This is a genomic window from Phytomonospora sp. NPDC050363 (genome assembly GCF_040655735.1).
Lineage (GTDB): Bacteria > Actinomycetota > Actinomycetes > Mycobacteriales > Micromonosporaceae > Phytomonospora.
Map to the genome: position 1 here is coordinate 272,626 of NZ_JBFAKK010000002.1, position 23,011 is coordinate 295,636.

16 protein-coding genes are annotated in these 23,011 nt (G+C 71.3%); 11 read left to right on the forward strand and 5 right to left on the reverse strand.

From position 1 onward, the window contains the following. Nucleotides 1–199 precede the first annotated feature (199 nt). The 7 genes from pdhA to AB0I28_RS05765 all read left to right on the forward strand — a co-directional run bounded on the left by pdhA (nucleotide 200) and on the right by AB0I28_RS05765 (nucleotide 10,117). Nucleotides 200–1,432 carry a pyruvate dehydrogenase (acetyl-transferring) E1 component subunit alpha gene (pdhA, locus tag AB0I28_RS05735; RefSeq protein ID WP_357489863.1) on the forward strand — a complete coding sequence of 411 codons (1,233 nt, stop codon included), beginning with the start codon at nucleotides 200–202 and terminating at the stop codon, nucleotides 1,430–1,432. Beyond that, nucleotides 1,432–2,415 (forward strand): alpha-ketoacid dehydrogenase subunit beta, encoded by a 984-nt coding sequence (locus tag AB0I28_RS05740; protein WP_357489865.1) that lies wholly within the window; start codon nucleotides 1,432–1,434, stop codon nucleotides 2,413–2,415. The genes pdhA and AB0I28_RS05740 overlap by 1 nt, the downstream gene beginning before the upstream one ends. 9 nt (nucleotides 2,416–2,424) lie before the next feature. After that, nucleotides 2,425–3,864 carry a dihydrolipoamide acetyltransferase family protein gene (locus tag AB0I28_RS05745; protein ID WP_357489867.1) on the forward strand — a complete coding sequence of 480 codons (1,440 nt, stop codon included), beginning with the start codon at nucleotides 2,425–2,427 and terminating at the stop codon, nucleotides 3,862–3,864. 192 nt (nucleotides 3,865–4,056) lie between these two features. Next, nucleotides 4,057–4,197 (forward strand): hypothetical protein, encoded by a 141-nt coding sequence (locus tag AB0I28_RS05750; RefSeq protein WP_357489869.1) that lies wholly within the window; start codon nucleotides 4,057–4,059, stop codon nucleotides 4,195–4,197. A gap of 2,352 nt (nucleotides 4,198–6,549) precedes the next feature. After that, nucleotides 6,550–6,696 carry a hypothetical protein gene (locus AB0I28_RS05755; RefSeq protein ID WP_357489871.1) on the forward strand — a complete coding sequence of 49 codons (147 nt, stop codon included), beginning with the start codon at nucleotides 6,550–6,552 and terminating at the stop codon, nucleotides 6,694–6,696. Between the two features lie 582 nt (nucleotides 6,697–7,278). Beyond that, on the forward strand, nucleotides 7,279–8,169 hold the full coding sequence (locus AB0I28_RS05760) for a hypothetical protein (RefSeq protein ID WP_357489873.1): 891 nt from the start codon (nucleotides 7,279–7,281) through the stop codon (nucleotides 8,167–8,169). Between the two features lie 127 nt (nucleotides 8,170–8,296). Beyond that, nucleotides 8,297–10,117 (forward strand): NHL domain-containing thioredoxin family protein, encoded by a 1,821-nt coding sequence (locus tag AB0I28_RS05765; protein ID WP_357489875.1) that lies wholly within the window; start codon nucleotides 8,297–8,299, stop codon nucleotides 10,115–10,117. Here the strand turns inward: AB0I28_RS05765 and AB0I28_RS05770 are convergent. From AB0I28_RS05770 to AB0I28_RS05785, 4 genes are all read right to left on the reverse strand, one after another. After that, nucleotides 10,114–11,100, reverse strand: coding sequence for a magnesium and cobalt transport protein CorA (locus AB0I28_RS05770; protein ID WP_357489877.1), 987 nt, complete (start codon nucleotides 11,098–11,100; stop codon nucleotides 10,114–10,116). The two genes, AB0I28_RS05765 and AB0I28_RS05770, sit on opposite strands and share 4 nt — an antisense overlap. Before the next feature lie 46 nt (nucleotides 11,101–11,146). Next, nucleotides 11,147–12,058, reverse strand: a complete 912-nt coding sequence (locus AB0I28_RS05775) for a glutaminase (protein ID WP_357489878.1) — start codon at nucleotides 12,056–12,058, stop codon at nucleotides 11,147–11,149. Between the two features lie 62 nt (nucleotides 12,059–12,120). Next, entirely contained in the window at nucleotides 12,121–13,635 is a 1,515-nt protein-coding gene (locus AB0I28_RS05780; protein WP_357489880.1) for a N,N-dimethylformamidase beta subunit family domain-containing protein, read from the reverse strand. A gap of 251 nt (nucleotides 13,636–13,886) precedes the next feature. Then, nucleotides 13,887–15,500 (reverse strand): LPXTG cell wall anchor domain-containing protein, encoded by a 1,614-nt coding sequence (locus tag AB0I28_RS05785; RefSeq protein ID WP_357489882.1) that lies wholly within the window; start codon nucleotides 15,498–15,500, stop codon nucleotides 13,887–13,889. Nucleotides 15,501–15,726: 226 nt separating this feature from the next. Between AB0I28_RS05785 and AB0I28_RS05790 the strand changes: the two genes are divergently transcribed. After that, the gene (locus AB0I28_RS05790) at nucleotides 15,727–16,911 is read left to right on the forward strand and encodes an MFS transporter (RefSeq protein WP_357489884.1); all 1,185 of its coding nucleotides are present in this window, start codon (nucleotides 15,727–15,729) and stop codon (nucleotides 16,909–16,911) included. Here the strand turns inward: AB0I28_RS05790 and AB0I28_RS05795 are convergent. Beyond that, nucleotides 16,843–17,214, reverse strand: a complete 372-nt coding sequence (locus AB0I28_RS05795; protein WP_357489886.1) for a sterol carrier family protein — start codon at nucleotides 17,212–17,214, stop codon at nucleotides 16,843–16,845. The two genes, AB0I28_RS05790 and AB0I28_RS05795, sit on opposite strands and share 69 nt — an antisense overlap. A 158-nt stretch (nucleotides 17,215–17,372) precedes the next feature. Here AB0I28_RS05795 and AB0I28_RS05800 point away from each other — a divergent pair, with 158 nt between their 5' ends. The 3 genes from AB0I28_RS05800 to purM all read left to right on the forward strand — a co-directional run bounded on the left by AB0I28_RS05800 (nucleotide 17,373) and on the right by purM (nucleotide 22,243). Further along, nucleotides 17,373–19,364: a carboxypeptidase regulatory-like domain-containing protein gene (locus AB0I28_RS05800; protein ID WP_357489888.1), complete on the forward strand. Its 1,992-nt coding sequence runs from the start codon at nucleotides 17,373–17,375 to the stop codon at nucleotides 19,362–19,364. A gap of 227 nt (nucleotides 19,365–19,591) precedes the next feature. Next, the gene (purF, locus tag AB0I28_RS05805) at nucleotides 19,592–21,118 is read left to right on the forward strand and encodes an amidophosphoribosyltransferase (RefSeq protein ID WP_357489890.1); all 1,527 of its coding nucleotides are present in this window, start codon (nucleotides 19,592–19,594) and stop codon (nucleotides 21,116–21,118) included. 33 nt (nucleotides 21,119–21,151) lie between these two features. Further along, a complete protein-coding gene (purM, locus tag AB0I28_RS05810; RefSeq protein ID WP_357489892.1) occupies nucleotides 21,152–22,243 on the forward strand; it encodes a phosphoribosylformylglycinamidine cyclo-ligase in 1,092 nt (363 codons plus the stop codon). Nucleotides 22,244–23,011: the final 768 nt, after the last annotated feature.

Below are 23,011 nucleotides of genomic sequence, written 5' to 3' on the forward strand. Positions count from 1 at the left end.
TCGGCCCGTGGGAGCGATTTACGCTACCCAGCATCACCGACCTGTCCGACAATGGCGACCACCTGCTGAATGTGGCTCACCGTAATCGTACGAACATGCAGGGTAAAGGCACCCATCAGGGCGTGTCCACCTTCCCAGACTCTGGAATGCTGTGGGTCATCCCCACGGAGTGGACCACTGGTCGGCCACGGTGACCCCGATGATCGACACAGATGAGGGAGGAAGGCAGATGGTCAACGGCGAACGCGCCCGCAGCACCACCAAGAGCGGCGGGACAACGCGCACGGCTAACAAGAAGCCGACGCCACGCAAGAAGGCAACCACCAATCGCAGCGTCGCGAATGTGGCAGATCCCGCGTTCGTTCAGCTGCTGACCCCCGACGGTGAACGGGTCGAACACCCCGATTACACCGTCGACTTCACCGACCAGGAGTACCGCGACCTGTATCGCGACCTGGCGATCGTCCGACGACTCGACACCGAGGGCACCACCCTCCAGCGACAGGGCCAGCTCGGCATCTGGGCCTCCCTCGCCGGGCAGGAGGCCGCGCAGATCGGCTCCGGCCGGGCGCTGGCGGCGCAGGACATGGTCTTTCCGACCTACCGCGAGCACGGCGTCCTGTGGACCCGCGACATCGACCCGATCATGCCCTTCGGACTGTTCCGGGGCATCGACCTGGGCGGCTGGGACGCGCAGAAGTACCGCTTCCAGGGCTACACGATCGTGATCGGCGCGCAGACGCTCCACGCGACCGGGTACGCCATGGGCATCACCAAGGACGGCAAGGTCGGCACCGACGACGGCGAGGCGGTCATCGCCTACTTCGGCGACGGCGCCATCAGCCAGGGCGACGTCAACGAGGCGTTCATCTACGCCGCCGCCTACGACGCCCCCGTGGTGTTCTTCTGCCAGAACAACCAGTACGCCATCTCGGTGCCGGTGCACAAGCAGGCCAAGACGCCGCTGTTCAAGCGCGCCGACGGCTTCGGGTTCCCCGGCGTGCGCGTGGACGGCAACGACGTCCTCGCCACCTACGCCGTGACCAAGGAGGCCATGGACCGCGCCCGCCACGGGCAGGGCCCGGGCCTGATCGAGGCCTTCACCTACCGCATGGGCGCCCACACCACCACCGACGACCCGACGCGCTACCGCGACAAGTCGGAGGAAGAGGAGTGGCGCCTCAAGGACCCCATCGCGCGCATGCGCGGGTTCCTGGAGAAGCAGCAGATCGGCGACGGCGACTTCTTCGCCGCCATCGACGCCGAGGCCGACGAGCACGCCCTGGACCTGCGCGAGCGGGTGCTGAGCATGCCCGAGCCGAAGCCGTCGGCGATCTTCGACCACGTCTATCCCAACGGGTCCCCCCTGCTCGACGCCGAACGCGCCGAGTTCGTCGCGTACCAGGAGTCCTTCGAAGGGAGTGGTCACTGATGATCAAGTCGACCATCGGCAAAGGCGTGAACCTCGGCCTTCGCCGCGCTCTCGAGGACGACCCGAAGGTCCTCATCATGGGTGAGGACATCGGCCGCCTCGGCGGTGTGTTCCGAGTGACCGACAGCCTCCAGAAGGACTTCGGCGAGGACCGTGTCATCGACACGCCGCTGGCCGAGTCGGGGATCGTCGGCACCGCCATCGGCCTGGCCATGCGCGGCTACCGGCCGGTCTGCGAGATCCAGTTCGACGGCTTCGTCTACCCCGCCTTCGACCAGATCGTGTGCCAGCTGGCGAAGATGCACAACCGGTCCATGGGCAAGATCTCCCTGCCGGTCGTCATCCGCATCCCCTGGGGTGGCGGCATCGGCGCCGTCGAGCACCACTCCGAGTCGCCCGAGGCGTACTTCGCGCACACCGCCGGCCTCAAGGTCGTCGCGTGCTCGAACCCCAACGACGCCTACTGGATGATGCAGCAGGCGATCGCGTCGGACGACCCGATCATCTTCTTCGAGCCCAAGCGGCGCTACCACGAGAAGGGCGAGATCGCCGACGAGGGCGAACTCGGCGCTGCTTACCCGCTGCACAAGGCGAGGGTCGCCAAGCAGGGTAACGACTGCACCGTGATCGCCTATGGTCCGATGGTGCGCACCTGCCTGGACGCGGCGACCGCCGCCGAGGCCGACGGGCGCTCCCTGGAGGTCATCGACATGCGTTCGCTGTCGCCGCTGGACATGGAGCCGGTCTACGACTCCGTCCGGCGCACCGGCCGCCTCGTGGTCGTGCACGAAGCGCCCTCGAACGTCGGACTCGGCGCCGAGATCGCCACCCGGGTGATGCAGGAGTGCTTCTATTCCCTTGAGGCCCCCGTGCTGCGGGTGACCGGCTACAACACGCCGTACCCGCAGTCGAGGCTGGAGGAGGAGTACCTCCCCGACCTCGACCGGGTCCTCGACGCCGTCGACCGCACCTTCACCTACTAGGAGCTGCCAGTGTCACGTCTACAGCAGTTCATCCTCCCCGACCTGGCCGAAGGGCTCACCGAGGCCGAGATCCTCCAGTGGATGGTCGCGGTCGGGGACGAGGTGAAGCTCAACCAGCCGTTCGTGGAGGTGGAGACGGCGAAGTCGGCCGTGGAGATCCCCTCGCCGTACGCGGGTGTGGTCACCGAGATCCTGCGCGACGCCGGTGAGACCGTCGACGTCGGTTCGCCGATCATCACGATCGACACCGACCCGGGCGGGGCGGCGGCGCCGCCGGTTCCGCCGCCGGCCGAGGCGCCGATCGAGGCGGAGCTGCCCTCGGCTCCGGTTCCCGACGCGGGTTCGAACGGCGCGAAGATCGGCGAGACGACCGCCGACGGCCGCACCGCCGTGCTCGTCGGGTACGGGGCGAAGGCTCCGACGACCGTCCGCCGGGCGCGCAAGGGCGGGGCGCCGGTCGCGGCCGCCTCGGCCGCCGCTCCCGCGGCTGCCGTCGCGGTCCCGGTCCCGGTCCCGGTCAAGGCTCCCGTCGCGGCTGCCGCTCCGGTGGTCGCCGCGCGCGCCGGGACGGTGCTCGCCAAGCCGCCGGTGCGCAAGCTCGCCAAGGACCTGGGCGTGGACTTGAGCGCCCTCGTCGGCAGCGGGCCCGCCGGGAGCATCACGCGCGACGACGTCCAGTCGGCCGTGTCGGCTCCCGCACCCGTTGCCGCTGCCGCTGCCAGCGCGCCGGTGGTCGCCCCTTCCGCCGGAGACCAGCGCATCCCGGTCAAGGGCGTGCGGAAGCTGACCGCCGAGAACATGGTGGCCAGCGCCTTCACCGCGCCGCACGTGACCGAGTTCCTGACCGTCGACGCGACCCGTCTGCTGAAGACGGTCGAGAAGATGCGGGAGTCGGCGGAGTTCAAGGGAGTGCGCGTCGGGCCGCTCGCGCTGCTCGCCAAGGGCGTGCTCCTGGCGATCAAGCGACACCCGATGATCAACTCCTCGTGGGACGAGGCCAACGGCGAGATCGTGGTCAAGGAGCACGTGAACCTGGGCATCGCCGCGGCCACCCCGCGCGGGCTCATCGTGCCGAACGTCAAGGCCGCCGAGAAGCTGTCGACGAAGGAACTCGCCGAAGCACTCGTCGACCTGACCTCGACCGCGCGGGACGGCAAGACCCCGCCGGCCGACATGTCGGGCGGGAGTTTCACGATCACCAACGTCGGCGTCTTCGGAGTCGACACCGGTACCCCGATCCTGCCGCCCGGTGAGGCCGCGATCCTCGCCTTCGGCGCGATCAAGGACATGCCGTGGGTGCACAAGGGGAAGGTCGTGCCGAGGAAGGTGACGACGCTGGGGCTGTCCTTCGACCACCGGATCATCGACGGTGAGCTGGGGTCGAAGTTCCTGGCGGACCTCGGTCGCTTCGTGAACGATCCGAAGGGGACACTCCTGGCCTGGAGCTGAGGCGGGGTGGGCTTGTGGGCGGTGGCTCGCGGGTGATGACCGGCGGGTGAACGACTTGCGAGTGTGCGGCGGTCTTGCGGTTCGTAAGTACGTGAGGCGGCTCACCTGTTAATCGTTGGAGTAAATCCGGGCGTTGCGATGTTATGTAGGCACACACATCGCAGCAAGACCGAAAACCCGGAGATAATCCTGATGAGCAAGTTCATGACCGCCCGCAAGCAACTCCGAGCCGAGCGCGCCCACCAGCGTGCCCTCAACCGCGCCGCCGCCCAGGTATCCGCCCGCTCCGTGCGGGACGAGATCCTGAAGGCGCGGACCTATGTTGGGATGTAACGCAGACGCGAGACTTCCGCTGGGGATGGACCCGTTACCGAGAGGTGACGGGTCCTTTTTGGTGGGTGGGGCGCGGCTGGGAAGCACGGGGACTCACGGGGACTTAGTAGGGGGACGAGGCGGGGACTCACGGGGACGAGGCGGGGTGGGTTGTGCGGGGTTGCGCGGGGCGGTGTGTGGGCAGCGGGTGTGCGGGCTGCGGGACTGTGGATGCGCGGCGAGAGGTCCGCGGATCGGTGGACCGTGGGACCGTGGGACGAATTGCTGGATCGTGGCCACGGGGGGCGGCCGCCGGGTGGAGGTTTGCGGGGAGGGGCGGGGAGGGACAGCCCTTGTGGTTCGCTGCCGTTGGTGGCTTTGGGCAATGCTCGTCTCAGCCGCTCAGCCGCTCAGCCGCTCAGCCGCTCAGCCGCTCAGCCGCTCAGCCGCTCAGCCGCTCAGCCGCTCAGCCCTGCGTTGAGCCGGCACTCTGGCGTGCTCCGCGCCTGCCTCGCCTCGGTTTCAACGGGGTGCGAACTCGCGTCCGTCCGCTCGCGCAGCACGTAATCGGCAGTGCTGTTGCCGACCGCCTTCGGTGCGCCGGCCCGCGCACGCGCGGCTCAGGGGAAGGCGGACGGTGGTGGCCTAGCCGGCGCCCACGGGCTCGTGCGTGCCTTGCGTACGTGCGCCCGCCATCCCGCCATCCCGCGACCTGCGACCTGCCAACACACCTGTCCCTCGCGCACGCGGGTGAGTGGTGGGCCGACCGCCTGTGCCGCCGCCGGCATCTACCTGTCCCTCGCGCACGCGGGTGAGTGGCCGCCGCGATCGTCGAGCCCGCCGGCGCCGCTGACCTGTCCGTCGCGCTCGTGGGTGGGTGGGAGCCGCGCCGCAGCGACGCGTGGCGCCGCTGACCTGTCCGTCGCGCTCGCGGGTGCTGGTCTGGGCCCGCCTCGGCCCCTCTTCGAGCGTCCGTCACGTGGGTGGTGGCCAGGCCGGTGGAGGTCGCGGTGGGCTACCGCCCGTCCGTGCGAGTGTGTGCCCGCCAGCCCGCCAGCCCGCCAGCCCGCCAGCCCGCCAGCCCGCCAGCCCGCCAGCCCGCCAGCCCGCCAGCCCGCCAGCCCGCCAGCCCGCCAGCCCGTTCCCCCACGCATGCGGGTGGGATGGGGTGCGGCTAGCGATGGCCGCGATGGGCTCCTGTCTGGTTGTCCGTGCGGCAGTCCGTGCGGCAGTCCGCCGGCTTGTCGTTCACCCGCGCATGTGGTTGGGACGCATCCGCCACTTCTCCCCGCACTCGTGTTCTCCCCGCACTCGTGGGGGTGTTGATTACGCACGCATGTGGGTGGGACGGGGGTGCGGCTGGAGATGGTCGCGGAGGCTCTACCCGTTCGTGCGGGCTCGGGCTCGCCTGTCCGTGTGGTCAGGCCGCCTTCGACGACGGAATCAAGGCGCCGTCCGCGCACGCACGCGATGGCGTGGCCGGCCGTTGCGCGGGCTCCTGTCGGTCCCTGCTGGCCTGTACCCGCCATCCTGCGTCTCGTGCCCGTCCACCTGGGCCGCCTGTCGCCTGCGGTCATACGCGTGGAGGGGCTTCCCCCCGGCCGTTGAGGCGACCGACGACTCCTTTGCGCACGATGGTGGGGTTGCCGCCTCGCCCGCATGGACGCCAATCCCTTGCACGCACGCACCCAAGTGAGGCGTGTACGGCAACGGCAACGGCTGACGGCGCCACCGGGCCGCACGCACGCGGGTGGGGCGGAGCCAAGCTCGCGGTTGTGCGAGCTCCAACTTGTCTGTGCGGCTCGCGTCCATCCGTCCGTCTCCGCACGCGCGAAGGCGGGTGGTGGCGCAGTTGGTGTTGGCGTTGGTGGGCTCTGCCTGTCCCACGTCGTCCCGTCGATCCCACGCCCGCGCCCGGTCCCCGAGCTCGCTCCACCGCGACGCCATCGCGTCCCCGCCTGTCATCCGCGCTCCACGCGCCCTGTCTCCCCGCACTCACCCCCACCACGCTCGCCCGCCCCACCCCACCCCACCCCACCCCACCCCACCCCACCCCACCCCACCCCGCCCCCACCGTGTCCTCCACCACCCCTCCCGCCCCTCATCGCCCCCCAAATCCCACGCCGTCCATCCCTCCCCGCCGTCCCCACACGCCCACCCCGTCCCCCTTTACCCCGCTGACCTGCCCTTCCATCTCCCCACCCCACAAACCTCCCGGCCTCCCCTCCGTAACCTCCCGTCCTGCCATTGCCCCCTTCTCCTTAAGATTCTTCGGTCCGTAAGCCAGCTCACCTTCTAATCGCTGGCGAATTCCCCGCTCTTGCGCTGTAATTAAAGGGACTCAAAGAGACCAAGAAGCCCCTGGGGGATCCGATGACCGCCTTCCTCTCGAACCGCAAGCAGCTCCGCGCCGAGCGTGCCCACGCCCGCGCCCTGCACCGTGCCGCCGCCCAGGCCTCGTCCCGGGCCGTGCGTCACGAGATGCTGATGTGGACCTCGACCAACCGTTTCGGTGGCTGACCCCACCGCTCGAACTTCGACTCCTCCCTCAGAAAAGGGCCGCCACCGACGGGTGGCGGCCCTTTTATATGTTGACCACCGGTCGTTTTACGGCGATTCACCGGCCGGGGCGACATAAGGGATCCGCAGGCCCGGCGCGGTGACCGGGCATCGAAGAACGCCGCACTCGCCGCACCGGTCGGGTCCCGGGAGCTGTAGCGTGTACCACTGTTGAAACGGCGCATCATAGGAGGCGCAATGACTGAGCCGACCAATCCGCAGCCCGCACCCGGGGACAAGCCCGGTGCGACGCCGCCGGAGAATGTCGACGAGGAGCGCACCACGATGTTGCGCCCCGACTCGACACCCCCCGCATCACCGACTCCACCCCCACCGCCGGCCGCGCAGCAACCGCCGCCGTCTTCCTCCGACGAGCCGCCGACGACGGTGATGCCCGCGCAGCAGCCGCCTGCCCCGCAGGCGCCGCCGCCGCCGGCCCCTCCCACCCCGCCGCAGGCTCCCCAGTCGGCTCCCCCGACCCCTCCGGTGTCGGGCCCCCCCGCCTCGCCTGCGGCCCCGGGCCCCGGCCCGTACCCGCCGCCCATGGCCCCGCCGCAGGCTCCTCCGGGCTACCAGGCCCCGCCTCCCGGCGCGCCCCAGTCGCCCTACGGCGCCCAGCCCCCGCAGTACGCGCAGCAGCCGGGCGCTCCGGTGCCCCCGCCGGTCTCGGGTCCCCCCGTGTCGGGTCCGCCCGTCTCCGGCCCGCCGACGCCCCCGCAGGGCTCTGAGGCCACCCAGCGCATCGAGCTGCCGAACAGCCAGCAGCCGCCGGTCTCGGGCCCGCCCGTCTCCGGTCCCGGCGCTCCCGGCCCGGTCTCCGGCCCCGGCGGCCCCGGCCCCGTGTCGGGTCCCGGCGCCCCGGGCCACCCCGGTCAGCCCGGTTACCCGGGCGGACCGTCCCTGGAGCCCGGCCAGCCGGTGTGGGGCAGCCCCGGCGAGCAGCACCAGCCCCAGCCCGGGTCCTACCCGCAGCCGGGCATGGGCGACCCGAACGCCTACCAGCAGCCGGGTCATCCCGGCCAGCCCGGCCAGCCCGGCCCCTACGGCGGCGACCCGAACGTGCCTCCCGGCCAGCAGCCGCCCCCGGGCGTCTACCAGCCGGGCATGCCGGGCCAGCAGCCCTGGAACCAGCCCCCGCCCCAGAAGAAGGGCAAGGGCCTCTGGATCGCTCTCGGCGCGGGCATCGTCGCCGTCGTGATCATCGTCGGCGTCATCGTCGGCATCCAGGTCTTCGGCAGCGGCGGCTTCGAGACCGGCGGCTGCATCAAGCAGCAGGCCGGCAGCACCGAGGCCCAGTCGGTCGACTGCTCCGAAAAGGGCGAGGGCGTCTACAAGATCGGCGAGAAGAAGGGCAGCGCGGCCGAGTGCCCCGACCCTTCCCTCCCGACCCTCGACGTGGACGGCCAGACCTACTGCCTGACCCCGAACACCTAAGCCGCACAGGCGCATCGGCCCCGTCCCACCGCGAGGTGGGGCGGGGCCTTTTCCACGCTCCCGGTGATCCGCCGCACAACGCCGCCCGGCGTTCACCGCGCGCCCCGCACGATGGCAGTCTTGGTTGATGAACGCCGCACCGACACCGCCCCCGCAGGCCCGCGTCCGCGCCCCCGAACTCACCGGCCGCGGATGGCTCAACACCGGCGGGAAGGACCTGCGCCTCGCCGACCTGCGCGGCAAGATCGTCCTGCTCGACTTCTGGACCACGTGCTGCGTCAACTGCCTCCACGTGCTCGACGAGCTGCGCCCCTTGGAGCACAAGTACGCCGACGTCCTGGTCACCGTCGGCGTGCACTCCCCGAAGTTCGAGCACGAGCGCGACGCGGCCACGGTCGCCGCCGCCGTCGAGCGCTACGAGGTCGGCCACCCGGTCCTCGACGACCCCGACCTCACCACCTGGAAGCAGTACGCCGCCCGGGCATGGCCGACCCTGTCGGTGGTCGACCCCGAGGGTTACGTAGTCGCGAGCATGGCCGGCGAGGGCCACGCCGAAGGCCTCGACCGGCTCATCGCCAAGCTCGTCGCCGAGCACGAGGAGCGCGGGACCCTCCATCGCGGCGACGGCCCCTACGTCCCGCCGCCCCCGGCCGAGGGCGTGCTGCGTTTCCCCGGCAAAGCGTTGCTCCTGCCGTCGGGAAACCTCCTGGTCAGCGACTCCGCGCGGCACCGGCTCGTCGAACTGCTGCCCGACGCCGAGACCCTCGTGCGCGTCATCGGCACCGGTGAGCGCGGCCGCGCCGACGGCCCCGCCGACGCCGCGACCTTCAGCGAGCCCGCCGGAATGGCGCTGCTGCCCGAGCACCTGGCCGGCGAGGTCGGCTACGACCTGGTCGTCGCCGACACCGTCAACCACCTGCTGCGCGGGGTGCGCCTCGCCGACGGGGAGGTGACCACGATCGCGGGGTCGGGCCGACAGTGGCGCGGCACGGTCGACTTCCACGCCCACGACTCCATCGCGGTGGACCTGAGTTCGCCGTGGGACGTGGTGTGGCACGGCGACCGCGTGATCGTCGCGATGGCCGGGATCCACCAGCTGTGGTGGCTCGATCCGCTCAGGCGGACCGCCGGCGTGTGGGCGGGGACGACGGTGGAGAGCCTGAAGGACGGGCCGCTGCCGGAGGTGTTCCTCTCCCAGCCCTCCGGTGTCGCCTCCGAAGGGCGGCGGCTGTGGTTCGCCGACTCGGAGACCTCGGCGCTGCGCTATGTCGAGGACGACGTGATGGGCACCGCCGTCGGGCAGGGCCTGTTCGACTTCGGGCACGTCGACGGGAAGGCCGCCGACGCGCTCCTCCAGCACCCGCTGGGCCTGTGCGTGCTCCCGGACGGTTCGATCGCGATCGCCGACACCTACAACGGCGCCGTTCGCCGCTACGACCCGTCGACCGGTGAGGTGTCGACCGTCGCGCGCGACCTCGCCGAGCCCTCCGACGTGCTCTACGCCGACGGGCGGCTCCTGGTCGTCGAGTCGGCCGCGCACCGGATCGTCGCCGTCCCCCTCGCCGACGAGGTCGTCGCCGGGAAACGCCACCAGGTCAAGCGCGAGCCCATGCCGCTCGCGCCGGGGGCGCTGTCCTTCACGGTCGTCTACGAGCCGCCGCCGGGCCAGAAGCTCGACGACACCTTCGGCCCGCCGACCCGCCTCGAAGTCACCGCCGACCCGCCGGAGCTGCTCGTCGAGGGCGCCGGCGTCGGCACCGACCTGACCCGCGAGCTGATCCTGTCGCCCGACGTGGCCGGCGGGGTGCTCCAGGTGGTCGCCCAGGCCGCCTCCTGCGACTCCGACGTGGAGAACGCCGCCTGCCACCTCACCCGGCAGGACTGGGGCGTGCCGGTGCGCGTCGAGGCGGGCGCTCCTGCGGAGCTGAGCCTCATCTTGCGAGGCTAGAGCCACCCGTTTCGGCGGAACAGCCACCAGAGGATCCCGCACAGCGACGCCATTACCAGGATCACGCCGGGGTACCCGAAGCTCCAGCTCAGCTCGGGCATCCGGCGGAAGTTCATGCCGTAGATCCCGGCGATCGCGGTCGGCACGGCGATCACCGCCGCCCACGCCGAGATCCGCCGCATGTCGTTGTTCTGCTCGGTGCCGACCTTCGCCTGATGCGCGGTGAGCACCGAGGTGAGCAGGTCGTTGAAGGAGGCGACCTGCGTGTTGACGCGCATCGCGTGGTCCTCGACGTCGCGCAGCCACGGCCGCACCGAGTCGGGCAGCTGCTCGCGCCGCGAGATCAGCTCGCTCAGCACACCCGGGACGGGCTCGACGGCGTCGCGGAACTCGATCACCTCCCGCTTGAGGAAGTAGATCGCGTCGGCGACGTTGTCGCGCCTCGGCGAGAACACCCGCCGCTCCAGCACGCTGATCTCGCGGCCGACGATTCCCGCGATCACCTCGTACTCGTCGACGACGGCGTCGGCGATCACGTAGGCGATCCCGCCGGGACCGTGCGAGCGCAGTTTCGGCGAGGACATCGCCCGCCGGTGGGCGGTCTCGAAGACCTCGGTGGCGCCGTGCCGGACGGACAGGATGAAGTCGGGGCCGACGAACAGGTCGATCTCGCCGAGCTCGATCTGGGCGGTCGACGCGATGTACTCGACGGTCTTGAGCACGACGAGGATCTGCTCGCCGTACTCGTCGACCTTCGCGCGCTGGTGCGCGCCGACGGCGTCCTCGACGGCCAGGGGGTGCAGCCCCAGAACGGCCGCGCTCTGCCGCAGCAGCGCCTCCGGCGGCTCGTCGGTGTCGACCCACAGGTAGGCCGGGCCGCCGAGCTGCCTGGTCCGCGCGATGGCCGCGTCGAGATCCTCCCCGAGGTCCTCGACGCCGTCCTCGTGGATCACCGCGCAGCGCGCGGCCTTCGATGCGGCCATCACCGTCCATCCTGAACGGTCCGGGAGGGACGGTCGGCGGCTTCGGCTAAAAGACCGAGAGCCCGGTGCTCGTGGTGAACGCGTCCAGCGCGGCGACGCCCGCCACGGAGTTTCCCGCCGGGTCCAGCCCGGGACTCCACACGCACAGGGCGCCGTGCCCGGGCACGATCGTGAGGATCCCGCCGCCGACGCCGCTCTTGCCGGGCAGGCCGACACGGTAGGCGAACTGCCCGGCCGCGTCATAAGTCCCGCAGGTCAGCAGGACCGCGTTGACGCGCTTGGCGCCGCTGCGCGTCAGCAGCCGCGTCCCGTCGGCGAGCACGCCGTGCCGGGCCAGGAAACACCCCGCGAGGGCCAGGTCGCGGCAGCTGGCGGCGATGGCGCAGTGCGCGTAGTAGTTCTCCAGGACCGTCGCGACCGGGTTCTCCAGGTTGCCGTAGGAGGCGAGGAAGTGCGCCAGCGCGGAGTTGCGGTGCCCGTGCCCGGCCTCGGAGACCGCGACCTGCGGGTCGGTGTCGAGCAGCGGGTTTCCCGCCTCGGTGCGCAGGAAGTCGGCGACGGCGGTCCCCGCGTCGCCGGTGAGGCTGTGCAGCCGGTCGGTGACCACGATCGCGCCGGCGTTGATGAACGGGTTGCGCGGGATCCCGTTCTCGGTCTCCAGCTGTACGAGTGAGTTGAACGGGCTCCCCGAAGGCTCGCGCCCCACCCGCTCCCAGATCCCGTCCCCGCCCAAGGCCAGTGTCAGCACCAGGCTGAACAGCTTCGAGATGCTCTGGATCGAGAAGGGCCGCTCGTGCTCGCCGACCCCGTGCACTTCCCCGTCGACGGTGGCCACGGCCATCCCGAAGGCGAGCGGGTCGACGGCGGCCAGGGCCGGGATGTAGTCGGCGACCCGCCCGGTGCCCAGCAGCGGACGGGCGGCGGCCAGGGCCTCGGCGAGGTGGGGCTCGAAACGCATGTGGACATCGTGCCGCGCCCACCCCGCCCGGCAGCGACGGTCGGCGGGCGGGGCGGCGAAATTCACGACCTCGGCGCCAGCATCCGGTCGATGAGGTTTCCCGTCGCCACGCGCACGTGCTCGTTGGAGTGCTCGCCGGGGACGAGGGCGAGGGGCCAGTGGAAGGTCCCGGCGACGAACACCATCGTCTTGCGCCCGTCGACGCACAGGCTGGTGTTCTGCGTGCGCACGCCCCGGCCGAGGCTGTCGTCGTAAGGGGAGGCCGACAGCAGCGTCTGCTCCGACTTCTTCGGCGAAGGGCTCTTCGGGTCGACGCCGTCGGCTTCGACGCCGACGAGGCCGGGGATCTCGTCGCCGTCGCGCAGGCCCGTCCCAGCCCAGAACCAGTGGCCGGCCTCGCGCACGACCATCGGCGCGGGCGCGGCGAGCATGCCGTTGTACTGCACGCCGAGCAGCCGCTGCTCGGCCTTCCGGAGGCCCTTGGCGAGCCTGCGCCACCGGACGGTCTGCCCGGCGGCGTCGGGCGCGGGGTCGGTCCCCGGGTCCTTGTAGCAGGCGATCCGGCGGTTTCCCGCCTCAAGGCGGATGTGGAAGTAGATGTTGTTCGACGCGAGGAAGGCCAGGTGGGTGCCGACCTCGACGGCCTTCTCGGCGGCGTCGCGCATCGCCTTCGACCAGTACTCGTCGTGGCCGGTGAAGACGATCGCGGTGTACAACCGCGGGTCCAGGCGGCCTTCGTGGAGGTCGAGGGAGGTGGCGTAGGTGAGGTCGTGGCCGCGCTCCTCGGCCCAGCTCGCGAAGGACGTCTCCATCTCGAACCAACTCGGCAGGCCCACCCCGGTGTAGGGGCGGTCGAAGGAGACCTCCATGGCGCGCAGGGCGCCGTCGGTGACGCCTTCGGGCGTGTACCCCTTGTAGAGGTTGCGGCCGTTGGTCTCGTCCGCCGGCCACATGTTGTACGCCTGGTAGGTCGTCACGGGGACGATGACGAGGATGTCGGACGACCGGGACGGCTCGCGCACCACGAAGGGCGTGTGCGCGCGGTGCCCCTCGCGGTCGGTGAACGACGCGACGTACAGGCCCGAGGGCCAGGCGGCGGGGATCGTCACGCTCCACGAGACCGGCCAGGCGCAGACGACGCGGCCCGCGTCCGGCTCGGGAGAGGGCGGCGCGTGCTCCTCGGCGGCCAGCCCCGGCCCGCGGGCCATCAGCCGCCCGCCGGCGCCGCCGTAGTGGCCGACGCGGTGGATCTCGGCGTCGAACTCGCCGCCGTCGGCGACCGAGACGTGGAAGTCGACGACCTCGCCGTGCCCGGCCGAGGTCTTCGAGGCGTAGCCCTGGACCTGGCGCCTGAGGTCGTCGACCTCCTTGGCGCCGCTGGGACGCCAGCGGGCGCCCGCGAGCCGGTTCTCGGCGACGAGCGGGTTGTTCCCGGTACGCGCGGCGGGACGGGTGGGGAGCGCCGGGGTGTCCGCGCCGACCATCTCGGCGAGTGCGAACCCGACGGCGCCCACACCGAAGAAGCCGAGGGCGGTGCGGCGGGTGGCCCTGTGCACGTTGAAACGGGCTCTGTCCATGAGGCGGGAGACTCCGTGGACTAAGAAGACAAAGTGGCACAAAAAATATCAGCCGCCAGGTGCGATCTCGCGCTGAAAGCCAGCGTGTCGCAGCGCGGATGCGCTCGTCGGCTCGCGGGGGGCGGGACCTTGCCGACCGGTCCCGTCCGGGCCGGCGGATGCGCCTCATCCACCGGTCGGCGGCCGCGTCAGGGCGTGAAAAATGCCCCGCCGCGAAGAACGCGGCGGGGCACTTGTCCTCTAAGGACGGGTCACTCCTCGTCGGTGCCCATCATCGCGGCCGCGCGCTTGCGCCGCGCCACGATCAGGAAGGCGCCGCCGGCCGCGACCAGGGCCGCCGCGGCGATGCCCATCAGCGTCAGGCTCGCACCGGTCACCGGCAGGTCGCCCGGGTCACTCGGCGAGGTCGTGGGCGTGCCCGAGGGGCCGTCGCCGAGGACCTTCGGCTTGAGGGCCGCGACGTTGTTCTCCTGCTTGGGGTCCGGCTGGTTCGCGCCGACCGTCACCGAGCCGTCGTCGCCGACCTGCTCGGCGTCCACGCGCAGGGAGAACACGTACTCGCGGGTCGCACCGGGCTCGATCTCACCGTCGAGGTGGCACACGACCGCGTCGGGACCGGCCTGGCACTCCGCGGCGGAGTGCTGGAGCGTCGTGCCCGAGGGGGCCTTGATGGTCAGGTCGACGCCGTCCTCGATCGCCCACGGGCCGTTGTTGGTGACGGTCGCGGTCACGAGCGACTCGCCGCCGACCTTCGCGTCGGGAACGGAGAGGGCGATCGCGAGGTCGGCCTCGTCGGCGTAGGTGAACACGGCGAACTCGGCGTTGTTGTCGGCGGTGTTGCCCGAGTGCTCGTCGAGGTACTTCTTCACCTTCTTCTCGCTGGTCTCCGGCGTCGACAGCGCGACGGTCGTCTCGGTGAACTCCTCGTCGTCCTCGGCGTTCGCCGGGCCGAAGGCCACCGCCGAGACCTGCACGAGGCCGTCGAGCTTGGCGCGGGCGGGCGCGTCGGCGGCGACCTTGAAGCCGATCGGCTGCGGCGAGTACTCGGCGTGCGCGCCCAGTTCCACGTCCGGCAGCTCGCACTCAACGGCATACTGCGTGGGGTCCTGGCCGAGCTCGCCGACCTCGCAGCCCTGCGGCACCGAGGTGACGCTCATGCCGACGGGCAGCAGGACCGTCCAGAACAGGCCGCGCGCGGGCGTGTTCGAGTCGTTGGTGAAGTGGTAGTCGGCCGCGGTGAGCTCACCGGTCTGGCCGGGGCGCACGACCAGGTCGTCCTGCCGCACCCAGGTCGCCAGGTCGAGGCCGGTCTTCTTGCGGACGGTCACCACGAACCGGTGCTCGTTGTCGCTCTCGTCGGCGTCGGGCTGCTCGGACGAGACCGTCAGCGAGACCCGGCCGATGCGGCGCGGGTCCTTCTTGTCGGCGACCAGCGAGGTCACCGTGAACAACCGGAGGTTGGCGATGGAGCCGGGCTTGAGGTCGCTGAGCAGGCACGAGCCGCTGCCGTCGTCGTTCACCTGGCAGGTCGAGGGGGCGCCCGCGGCGAGAGAGACGCTTCCCGCCGCGTTGGGGGCGGGCAGCTTGAAGTCGAGGGTCACCCCGGTCGCGGTGCCGGCCGCGGTCGCGTCGTTCTTGACCTGGACGCGAAGGTCCTTGGTCTCGCCGTCGAGGGGCAGGCCGACGATCGGGAGCTGGGCGCCGGGACGGCCCTGGTCGGGCACCGTCACCGACAGGTCGACGGGGGCGGTCTCATCCGCCTGCGCGGCCGAGGACACCAGGAAGGCGGACCCCGCGAGCAGCGCGGTCAGCCCGGCGAGGGCGGTGGCGCGTCTGAGGGCACGCGGGGAAGGGGCGAACGACATCAGATCAGATCTCCATCTGCGCCGAAGGGCAAAAAGGGGGCGACGAGGCGACGACGCCCGCGGATCTTCTCCGTGGGCGCCGAGGTGACGCTATCGAGGCACACGCCGACAACGAAGACTCCGTTGCCGGACCGGCCTCTTCGATGCGCAACTGTTACGGCCCGGGCGCCCGAAACAATGAGCAGGGACCCTGTTCATTCCCGCGATATTTCCCTATGATCCCTGGATGCCGATCACACGCGCCCGGATCGGGGTCGTCGTCGCTTTTGTCACCCACGGCCTTCTCTACACCTCCTGGACCTCCCGGATCCCCGAGATCAAGGCCGACCTGAACCTCTCCGACGGCGGCCTCGGGCTCCTCCTGCTGGCCCCTCCCGCCGGCGCGATCGCCGCGATGCCCTTCACCGGCGCGCTGTGCGCGAGGTTCGGCACGAAGCAGGTCTCACGCGTCCTCATGGCCGCCTACTGCCTCATGCTCACCTTCGTCGGCATCGGCGCGGGATCCGTGTGGACCCTCGGGGCCGCGCTCGTCCTGGCCGGCGCGCTCGTGGGCGCCTTCGACGTCGCCATGAACGCCCAGGGCGCCACCGTCGAGCAGACCGCCGGGAAACCCATGATGGGCAGCTTCCACGCCTCCTGGAGCCTCGGCGCCGCCGCCGGCGCGGCCCTCGGCGGCCTCTGCGCCCAGTTCGGGGTCCCGCTGTGGCTCCAGCTCGGCGCCTTCGGCGTCGTCCTGCTCGCCGTGGCCTGGCCGCTCACCGCGTCGATGATCCCCGACCGCCGCACCGCCGACGGCCGGCGTGAAGGCCGCAGCGCCTTCCGCTTCGAACTCCCGCTCGTCCTGCTGGGCGTCGTCGCCTTCGCCGGCCTGCTCGCCGAGGGCGCCGCCGCCGACTGGACCGCGGTCTTCCTCCGCGACGAACTCGACGCCTCGGCCTTCGTCGCGGGCTGGGGCTACGGCGTGTTCGCGCTGGCCATGTTCGCCGGCCGCATGCTCAGCGACTTCATCGTCGCCCGCTTCGGTCGCGGCCTGGCCATCGCCGCGTGCGCGGTGATCGGCGCGGCCGGCATGTCGGCGGGCATGGTGATCAGTGAGATCGCCGACAGCAAGGCCGCCTTCATCGTCGGCCTCGCCTTCCTCGGGCTCGGCCTGGCCGTGATCGTGCCCACATTGTTCGGCGCGGCCGGCGACGGTCCGGGCATCGCCGTGGTCTCCGCGATCGGTTACGCGGGATGGCTCCTGGGGCCGGTGATCATCGGCGGACTCGCCGAGGCGGTCACCCTCCCGGTCGCGATGTGGACCATCCCGGCGTTGACCCTGCTCGGCGGGATCGCCGCGCCGCTAGGCGTCCGTGCCCTGGCCGAACAGCGGAAGAAGGGCCGAGAGGTCGGCGCGGGATCCGTTGGCTGACACCAGGGCCGAGGCGACCGCCTCCTCCCACGACAGGCGGCCCGAGGCCAGCCGCAGCCACGTCACCGAATCGGTCTCGATCACGTTGGGCGGTGTGCCACGTGTGTGGCGCGGACCCTCTCCACATTGGACCGCGCCGTACGGTGGTACCCGTACCTCGACGGCGCGGCCGGGGGCCTTGGCCGCCAGCGCGGCGAGCAGTGAGCGCACGGCGGCCCGGAGTACGGTCCGTTCCGGCTTGTCACCGGCGTCGACAGCACTCAGTGCGTCGGCGACGGCCTGCGGGTCGGAAAGCTCGGTCACGCCTAGAGGCTAACCACACATAACTTTGACCGATCGACCGATGGCGCAGGTGGGAGAACCTGCCGGGAGACTGTTGCGGGCACCCATGGCCCGATCCTGGAGCACGGGTACGGCATAGTGGCCGTCGGATTGATGTAGGCGACCTGGAGGCGATGTTCGTGGCGACCAACCGGACAACACTGCGCTGGCTGCGCGGTGCTGCGGCGTCGGCATTGGCCGCTTTGACGCTCATTGTGCTCGCCGAGGCCCCCGCTCAGGCGGACGGCGAGGTGGGCTTCGCGTTCAACCCGGCGGGCGTGCAGGTGCAGATCGGCGGCGGCAACCAGCGGGTCGACGTCAGCCTCACCAACCAGAGCGTGGGGCAGCTCGACGTCGCCATCAGCGGCGCCGCCAACGGGCTGAACAACCTGGTCGGCGTGGAAATGGGCGGCGGCAGCGGCTGCAACGGCGGCGGCGGGGGTGTGCAGTGCCGCCTGGAGCCGGGCGGGTCGGCCACCTTCCAGCTCAACGTGGCGCCCAAGGCGGAGAGCAACCTCCCCGAGGGCCAGCCCCTCACGGGCTCCTACGACATCACCGCGGCCTCGCGCGACACCGCCAGCCAGGCCCAGGGCCGCAGCTCGACCTCGCTGCCCATCACCGTCACGGGCGGGGCGAACACCAGCTCGGTCCCCTCGGTCAGCGGCACCATCCAGGACGACGAGGGCAAGCCCTTCGCCGGCGTCAAGGTGGAGATCGAGGACCCCGAGGGCGCCAAGTTCAGCTCGACCACCAACGACAGCGGCCAGTACTCGATCACGCCCACCAACGGCGGCAAGATCGCGCCCGGCGAGATCAAGCTCAAGGCCTCGAAGTCGGGCTGGCAGACCAAGTCGGTGAGCATCAACGCCGAGGGCGGCAAGCCCGCGACCTCGAACTTCTCGATGATCAAGAAGACCGAGAAGCCCGCCGACAGCGGTTCGGCCGAGGCCCCCGCGGCGGAGGCACCCGCCGACGAGGAGAAGGACGACGGCTGGGGCGCCGGGACGTGGATCCTGGCGATCGTCGGCGTGCTGTTCGTGGTCGGCGGCATCGTCGCCATCGTGCTGCTGCTCAAGCGCGGCAAGCACGACGAAGAGGACGACGACCTGTTCTCCGACAAGCCTCCCGTGCACACCCCGAAGGCCGCTCAGACGGGCCTGCCCGGCCTCTACGACGCCGGCCCGCGCAGTCCGGTCATGGACGCGCCCACGATGATCCACAACGGGCCGCTGCTCGACCTCGACGACGACGACCTCGCCCGCTACGGCTCCGGCGCGAGCACTCCCGGCTTCGGTCCCGCCTACGGCGACCGCGGTGAGCAGCCGACGCAGATGTTCGACCCCCGCGACGTCGGACCGGTCTCCGGCGGCCCGCGTTCGGCCGGCCCCGTCTCCGGCGGGCCCGGCGGTGCCGCGGGCGCCCCCACGCAGATGTTCGACCCGCGCGGTGGCGGCTACGACGACCGCGACGCCTACGGCTCGCCCCCTGCCCCGCGCAGTGGCGGCTACGACGACCGGGGTGGCTATGGCCAGCCCGCCGACCGTGGTGGTTACGGCTCCCCGCCCGCTCCTGAGCGCGGTGGTTACGGCTCCCCGCCCGCTCCCGAGCGCGGCGGTTACGGCACGCCTCCGGCTCCCGAGCGTGGTGGCTACGACGACCGCGGCTACGGGCCCCCGGCCCCGCCGCCTCCGCCGCCGCCGATGCCCCCCGCGACCCCGTCGCGCGGCGGCTATGACGACCGTGGCGGCTACGGTCAGCCCGCCGACCGTGGTGGCTACGACGATCGTGGGGGTTACGGCACCCCGCCCGCCCCCGAGCGCGGCGGTTACAGCACCCCGCCCGCCCCTGAGCGCGGTGGCTACGACGACCGGGGTCCGTACAGCCCGCCCGCTCCCGAGCGCGGCGGCTACGACAGCCCGAGCCCCTACGGGCCCCCGCCGCAGCAGCAGTCGTACGAGGCGGACCCCCGCTACGACCGCCCGCAGCCCGGCTACGGCCCGCCCGCGCAGGACCAGCGCGGCGGCTACGACGAGCGCGACCCGTACGGCCCGCCCGCCACGCCGCCTCCGCCTCCGCCGTCGGAGCGCGACGGGTACGACGACCGCGGCTACGACGACCGGCCGCGCTGGTAGACGAGGCGAGAAACGCGAGAGCCCGGATCACCCGATCCGGGCTCTCGCGTTCGGCGCCGGAAGGTGTCGGGCCTCACGTCCGACTCATACACCCCTCGCCCACCGGCCGCCTCCACCGCGAGCCGTGAGTCTCCTGTGACCAATCCGTGTAACGGCCGCTGCCTGCCTCGCCGTCGGTGCTTGTACAGTTGACCGCGAAAAGACCCCTGCTCAGCGAGGAGTGCCGCGTGCCCAAAGGCGATGGGCGGCTTAGTCACGAGCTCGATCCCACGATCCCCGGACCCCAGGACGAATGCGGGGTATTCGGCGTCTGGGCCCCCGGCGAAGAGGTCTCCAAGCTCACCTACTTCGGCATGTACGCGCTCCAGCACCGCGGTCAGGAAGCCGCGGGCATGGCGGTCAGCGACGGGTCGGGGATCACCGTCTACAAGGACCTCGGCCTGGTCTCGCAGGTCTTCGACGAGCAGACCCTGGCGCCCCTGACCGGGCACCTGGCGGTCGGGCACACGCGCTACTCCACGACCGGCGGCCCGAGCTGGGAGAACTCCCAGCCAACGCTGATGTCGACGACGGCCGGCACGACGATCGCGCTGGCGCACAACGGCAACCTGGTCAACACCGCCGACCTGTCGCGCGAACTGGCCGAACGCGGCCATGACACCGGCGGCACCAGCTCCGACAGCTTCCTCGCCGCGGCGATGCTGACCGCCGACGCCGACGAGTCGGTGTGGTCGGCGGCGATGCGCACGCTCCCGAAGCTGCGCGGCGCCTTCTGCCTCGTCTTCTGTGACGAGCAGACCCTCTACGCGGCCCGCGACGCCCAGGGCGTCCACCCGCTCGTCCTCGGCCGCCTCGACAGGGGCTGGGTCGTGGCGAGTGAGACGGTCGCGCTCGACATCGTCGGCGCCACCTTCGTCCGCGAGGTCGAGCCGGGCGAGCTGATCGCCGTCGACGAGCACGGACTGCGCTCCGAGCGTTGGGCGACGCCCGACCCGAAGGGCTGCCTCTTCGAATACGTGTACCTCGCGCGGCCCGACAGCACCATCGCCGGCCGCAACGTCTACGCCGCTCGCGTCGAGATCGGCCGCCAGCTGGCCGCCGAGCATCCGGTCGACGCCGACCTGGTGATCCCGGTGCCGGAGTCGGGGACCCCGGCGGCCATCGGCTACGCCGAGGCCAGCGGCATCCCCTATGGACAGGGCCTGATCAAGAACACCTATGTCGGCCGGACGTTCATCCAGCCGTCCCAGGCGATCCGCGAGCGCGGCATTCGCCTGAAGCTCAACCCGCTGCGGGAGAACATCCGCGGCAAGCGGCTCGTGGTCGTCGACGACACGATCGTGCGCGGCAACACGCAGCGGCAGGTCGTCCGCCTGCTGCGCGAGGCCGGCGCGCTCGAAGTTCACGTGCGGATCTCCGCACCGCCGGTGACCTGGCCGTGCTTCTACGGGATCGACTTCGCCACGAAGGCCGAGCTGATCGCCAACGGCCTCGACGACGAGGGGATCCGCCGGTCGATCGGCGCCGATTCGCTCGGATATGTGTCCTTGGACCGATTGGTCACCGCAACGGAGCAACCTCGTAACCGTCTGTGTCGTGCTTGTTTCGACGGCGAGTACCCGATCGAGCTGCCGGCCGCGAACCTCCTGGGTAAGCACCTGCTCGAAGGGCTCGACAAGCGTGGGCAGGCGGCGGCGCCGGGGCAGGCCCCGGCGGGTAGCAGCGCGAAGGCGTTAGCCCGCGCGACCAAGTGAAGGTGCTCAGGGACAGTGAAGGGTGTGGAATCAGTGGACGGTAACCGCAAGGTGACGCCGTGGCGCGGAGGCAGGCGAGGTTCGTCTTACGCCGAGGCGGGGGTGAGCATCCAGGCGGGTGACCGGGCCGTGGAGCTGCTGAAGCCCGCGATCCGCAAGACGCGCCGGCCCGAGGTGGTCGGCGGTATCGGCGGCTTCGCGGGGCTGTTCGCGCTCGACGTGGAGAAGTACCGCAAGCCGCTGCTGGCGTCGTCGACCGACGGTGTCGGCACGAAGCTCGTGATCGCCCAGCAGATGGGGATCCACGACACCGTCGGCATCGACCTGGTCGCGATGGTCGTCGACGACCTCGTCGTGTGCGGCGCCGAGCCGCTCTTCCTGCTCGACTACATCGCCTGCGGGTCGGTCGTGCCCGAGCGCATCGCCGAGATCGCCGGCGGCATCGCCGACGGCTGCCGCTACGCGGGCTGCGCCCTCGTCGGCGGCGAGATCGCCGAGCACCCCGGTGTGCTCAAGAACGACGAGTACGACATCTCCGCCACCGGCGTCGGCGTCGTGGAGAGCGACGCCCTGCTGGGCCCCGAGCGGGTCGAGGTCGGCGACGTCGTCATCGCGATGCGCTCGTCGGGACTGCACTCGAACGGGTACTCCCTGGTCCGCCACGTGCTCCTGGGCGCCGGCCGGATGCGCCTCGACACGGTCGTCGACGAGATCGGCAGCCAACGGACCCTCGGCGAGGAACTGCTGACGCCGACGAAGGTGTACGCCAAGGACTGCCTGGCGCTGATCGCCGAGTGCGAGGTGCACGCTTTCGCGCACATCACCGGCGGCGGACTGCCGGGGAACGTCGTGCGGGCACTGCCGGGCAACGCCGACGCGACGATCGACCGGGGGACGTGGGCGCCGCATGCGATCTTCGACCTGATCGCCGAGCGCGGGCGGGTGGATCCCGAGGAGATGGAGCGGACGTTCAACATGGGCGTGGGGATGATCGCGATCATTCCGGCGCACGACGTCGACCGGGCGCTGGCGGTACTGGCGGCACGGCACGTTGACGCGTGGACGATCGGCGAGATCGTCGCGGGCGAGGGGGAAGTGCGGATGATGGGGGAGTACGGGAAGTAGGGGCCGACGGGCGCCATTGGCGCCGGCGGGACTGAGAGCCCGAGGGCCCGAAGGCCGTCGGGCCCGTCAGGGCCGACGCAGGGCACGTGGCTCGTGGACGACGCGAAGAGACCTCGGCGGAGCCGGGGTCTCTTCGCTTGTGCGGGGGAGAGTGCCTGGGACCGAGCCGCACATGCCTCCCACGTACGCCGAAGTTTCGGCGGAGTGCCGGGTCCAGGGACGGAGTTCCTGGCGGGGTCTGGGGCGGAGCTCCAGCGGGGGTCTGGGGGCGGAGCCTCCCAGCAGGGTTCGGGACGGAGTCCCGGCGGGGGTGCTGGGGGCGGAGCCACCAGCCGGGTTGAGGTGGGGGAGGTGGTGAGGGCGGGGGCGTGTTGTGTCGCCTTCGTCGCCGGTCGTGCGGCTGCTGCGGTTCCTTGCGTGAGTTCCTGGGGCGCTGCCCCAGACCCCGGGCCTCGCTCTGGAAACGGTGGGGTGCTTCGGGTTTGGGTGTGCGCCCCACTCGCGCTTAGAACCGCAGAAGGCTTGGGGTTGTGTGCTTGGGGTGTTTCCGTCTTTCGGCCTGTTCAAGGGCACCTGGGGAACCTGCCGGGGTCAAGGGAAGTGCGCCCTTGACCCCGACAGAACCCCCAGGTAAGTCCAATCACCGGCCGACCGACGGAAACACACCTCCAGGCGAGGCTTCTGCCGTGCTTCGCACGGCTGATGCGGCGCTGAAGACGTCAGCGGCAGCGGCGCACGGGGTGGTTCGGCCGTTAGCCGCACACGAGT

Excerpts from the sequence above, each read along its gene's own strand:
- pdhA (WP_357489863.1), top strand. The coding sequence starts at position 200 with ATGATCGACACAGATGAGGGAGGAAGGCAGATGGTCAACGGCGAACGC.
- AB0I28_RS05740 (WP_357489865.1), top strand. The coding sequence starts at position 1,432 with ATGATCAAGTCGACCATCGGCAAAGGCGTGAACCTCGGCCTTCGCCGC.
- AB0I28_RS05750 (WP_357489869.1), top strand. The coding sequence starts at position 4,057 with ATGAGCAAGTTCATGACCGCCCGCAAGCAACTCCGAGCCGAGCGCGCC.
- AB0I28_RS05755 (WP_357489871.1), top strand. The coding sequence starts at position 6,550 with ATGACCGCCTTCCTCTCGAACCGCAAGCAGCTCCGCGCCGAGCGTGCC.
- AB0I28_RS05760 (WP_357489873.1), top strand. The coding sequence starts at position 7,279 with ATGGCCCCGCCGCAGGCTCCTCCGGGCTACCAGGCCCCGCCTCCCGGC.
- AB0I28_RS05765 (WP_357489875.1), top strand. The coding sequence starts at position 8,297 with ATGAACGCCGCACCGACACCGCCCCCGCAGGCCCGCGTCCGCGCCCCC.
- AB0I28_RS05770 (WP_357489877.1), bottom strand. The coding sequence starts at position 11,100 with ATGGCCGCATCGAAGGCCGCGCGCTGCGCGGTGATCCACGAGGACGGC.
- AB0I28_RS05775 (WP_357489878.1), bottom strand. The coding sequence starts at position 12,058 with ATGCGTTTCGAGCCCCACCTCGCCGAGGCCCTGGCCGCCGCCCGTCCG.
- AB0I28_RS05780 (WP_357489880.1), bottom strand. The coding sequence starts at position 13,635 with ATGGACAGAGCCCGTTTCAACGTGCACAGGGCCACCCGCCGCACCGCC.
- AB0I28_RS05785 (WP_357489882.1), bottom strand. The coding sequence starts at position 15,500 with ATGTCGTTCGCCCCTTCCCCGCGTGCCCTCAGACGCGCCACCGCCCTC.
- AB0I28_RS05790 (WP_357489884.1), top strand. The coding sequence starts at position 15,727 with ATGCCGATCACACGCGCCCGGATCGGGGTCGTCGTCGCTTTTGTCACC.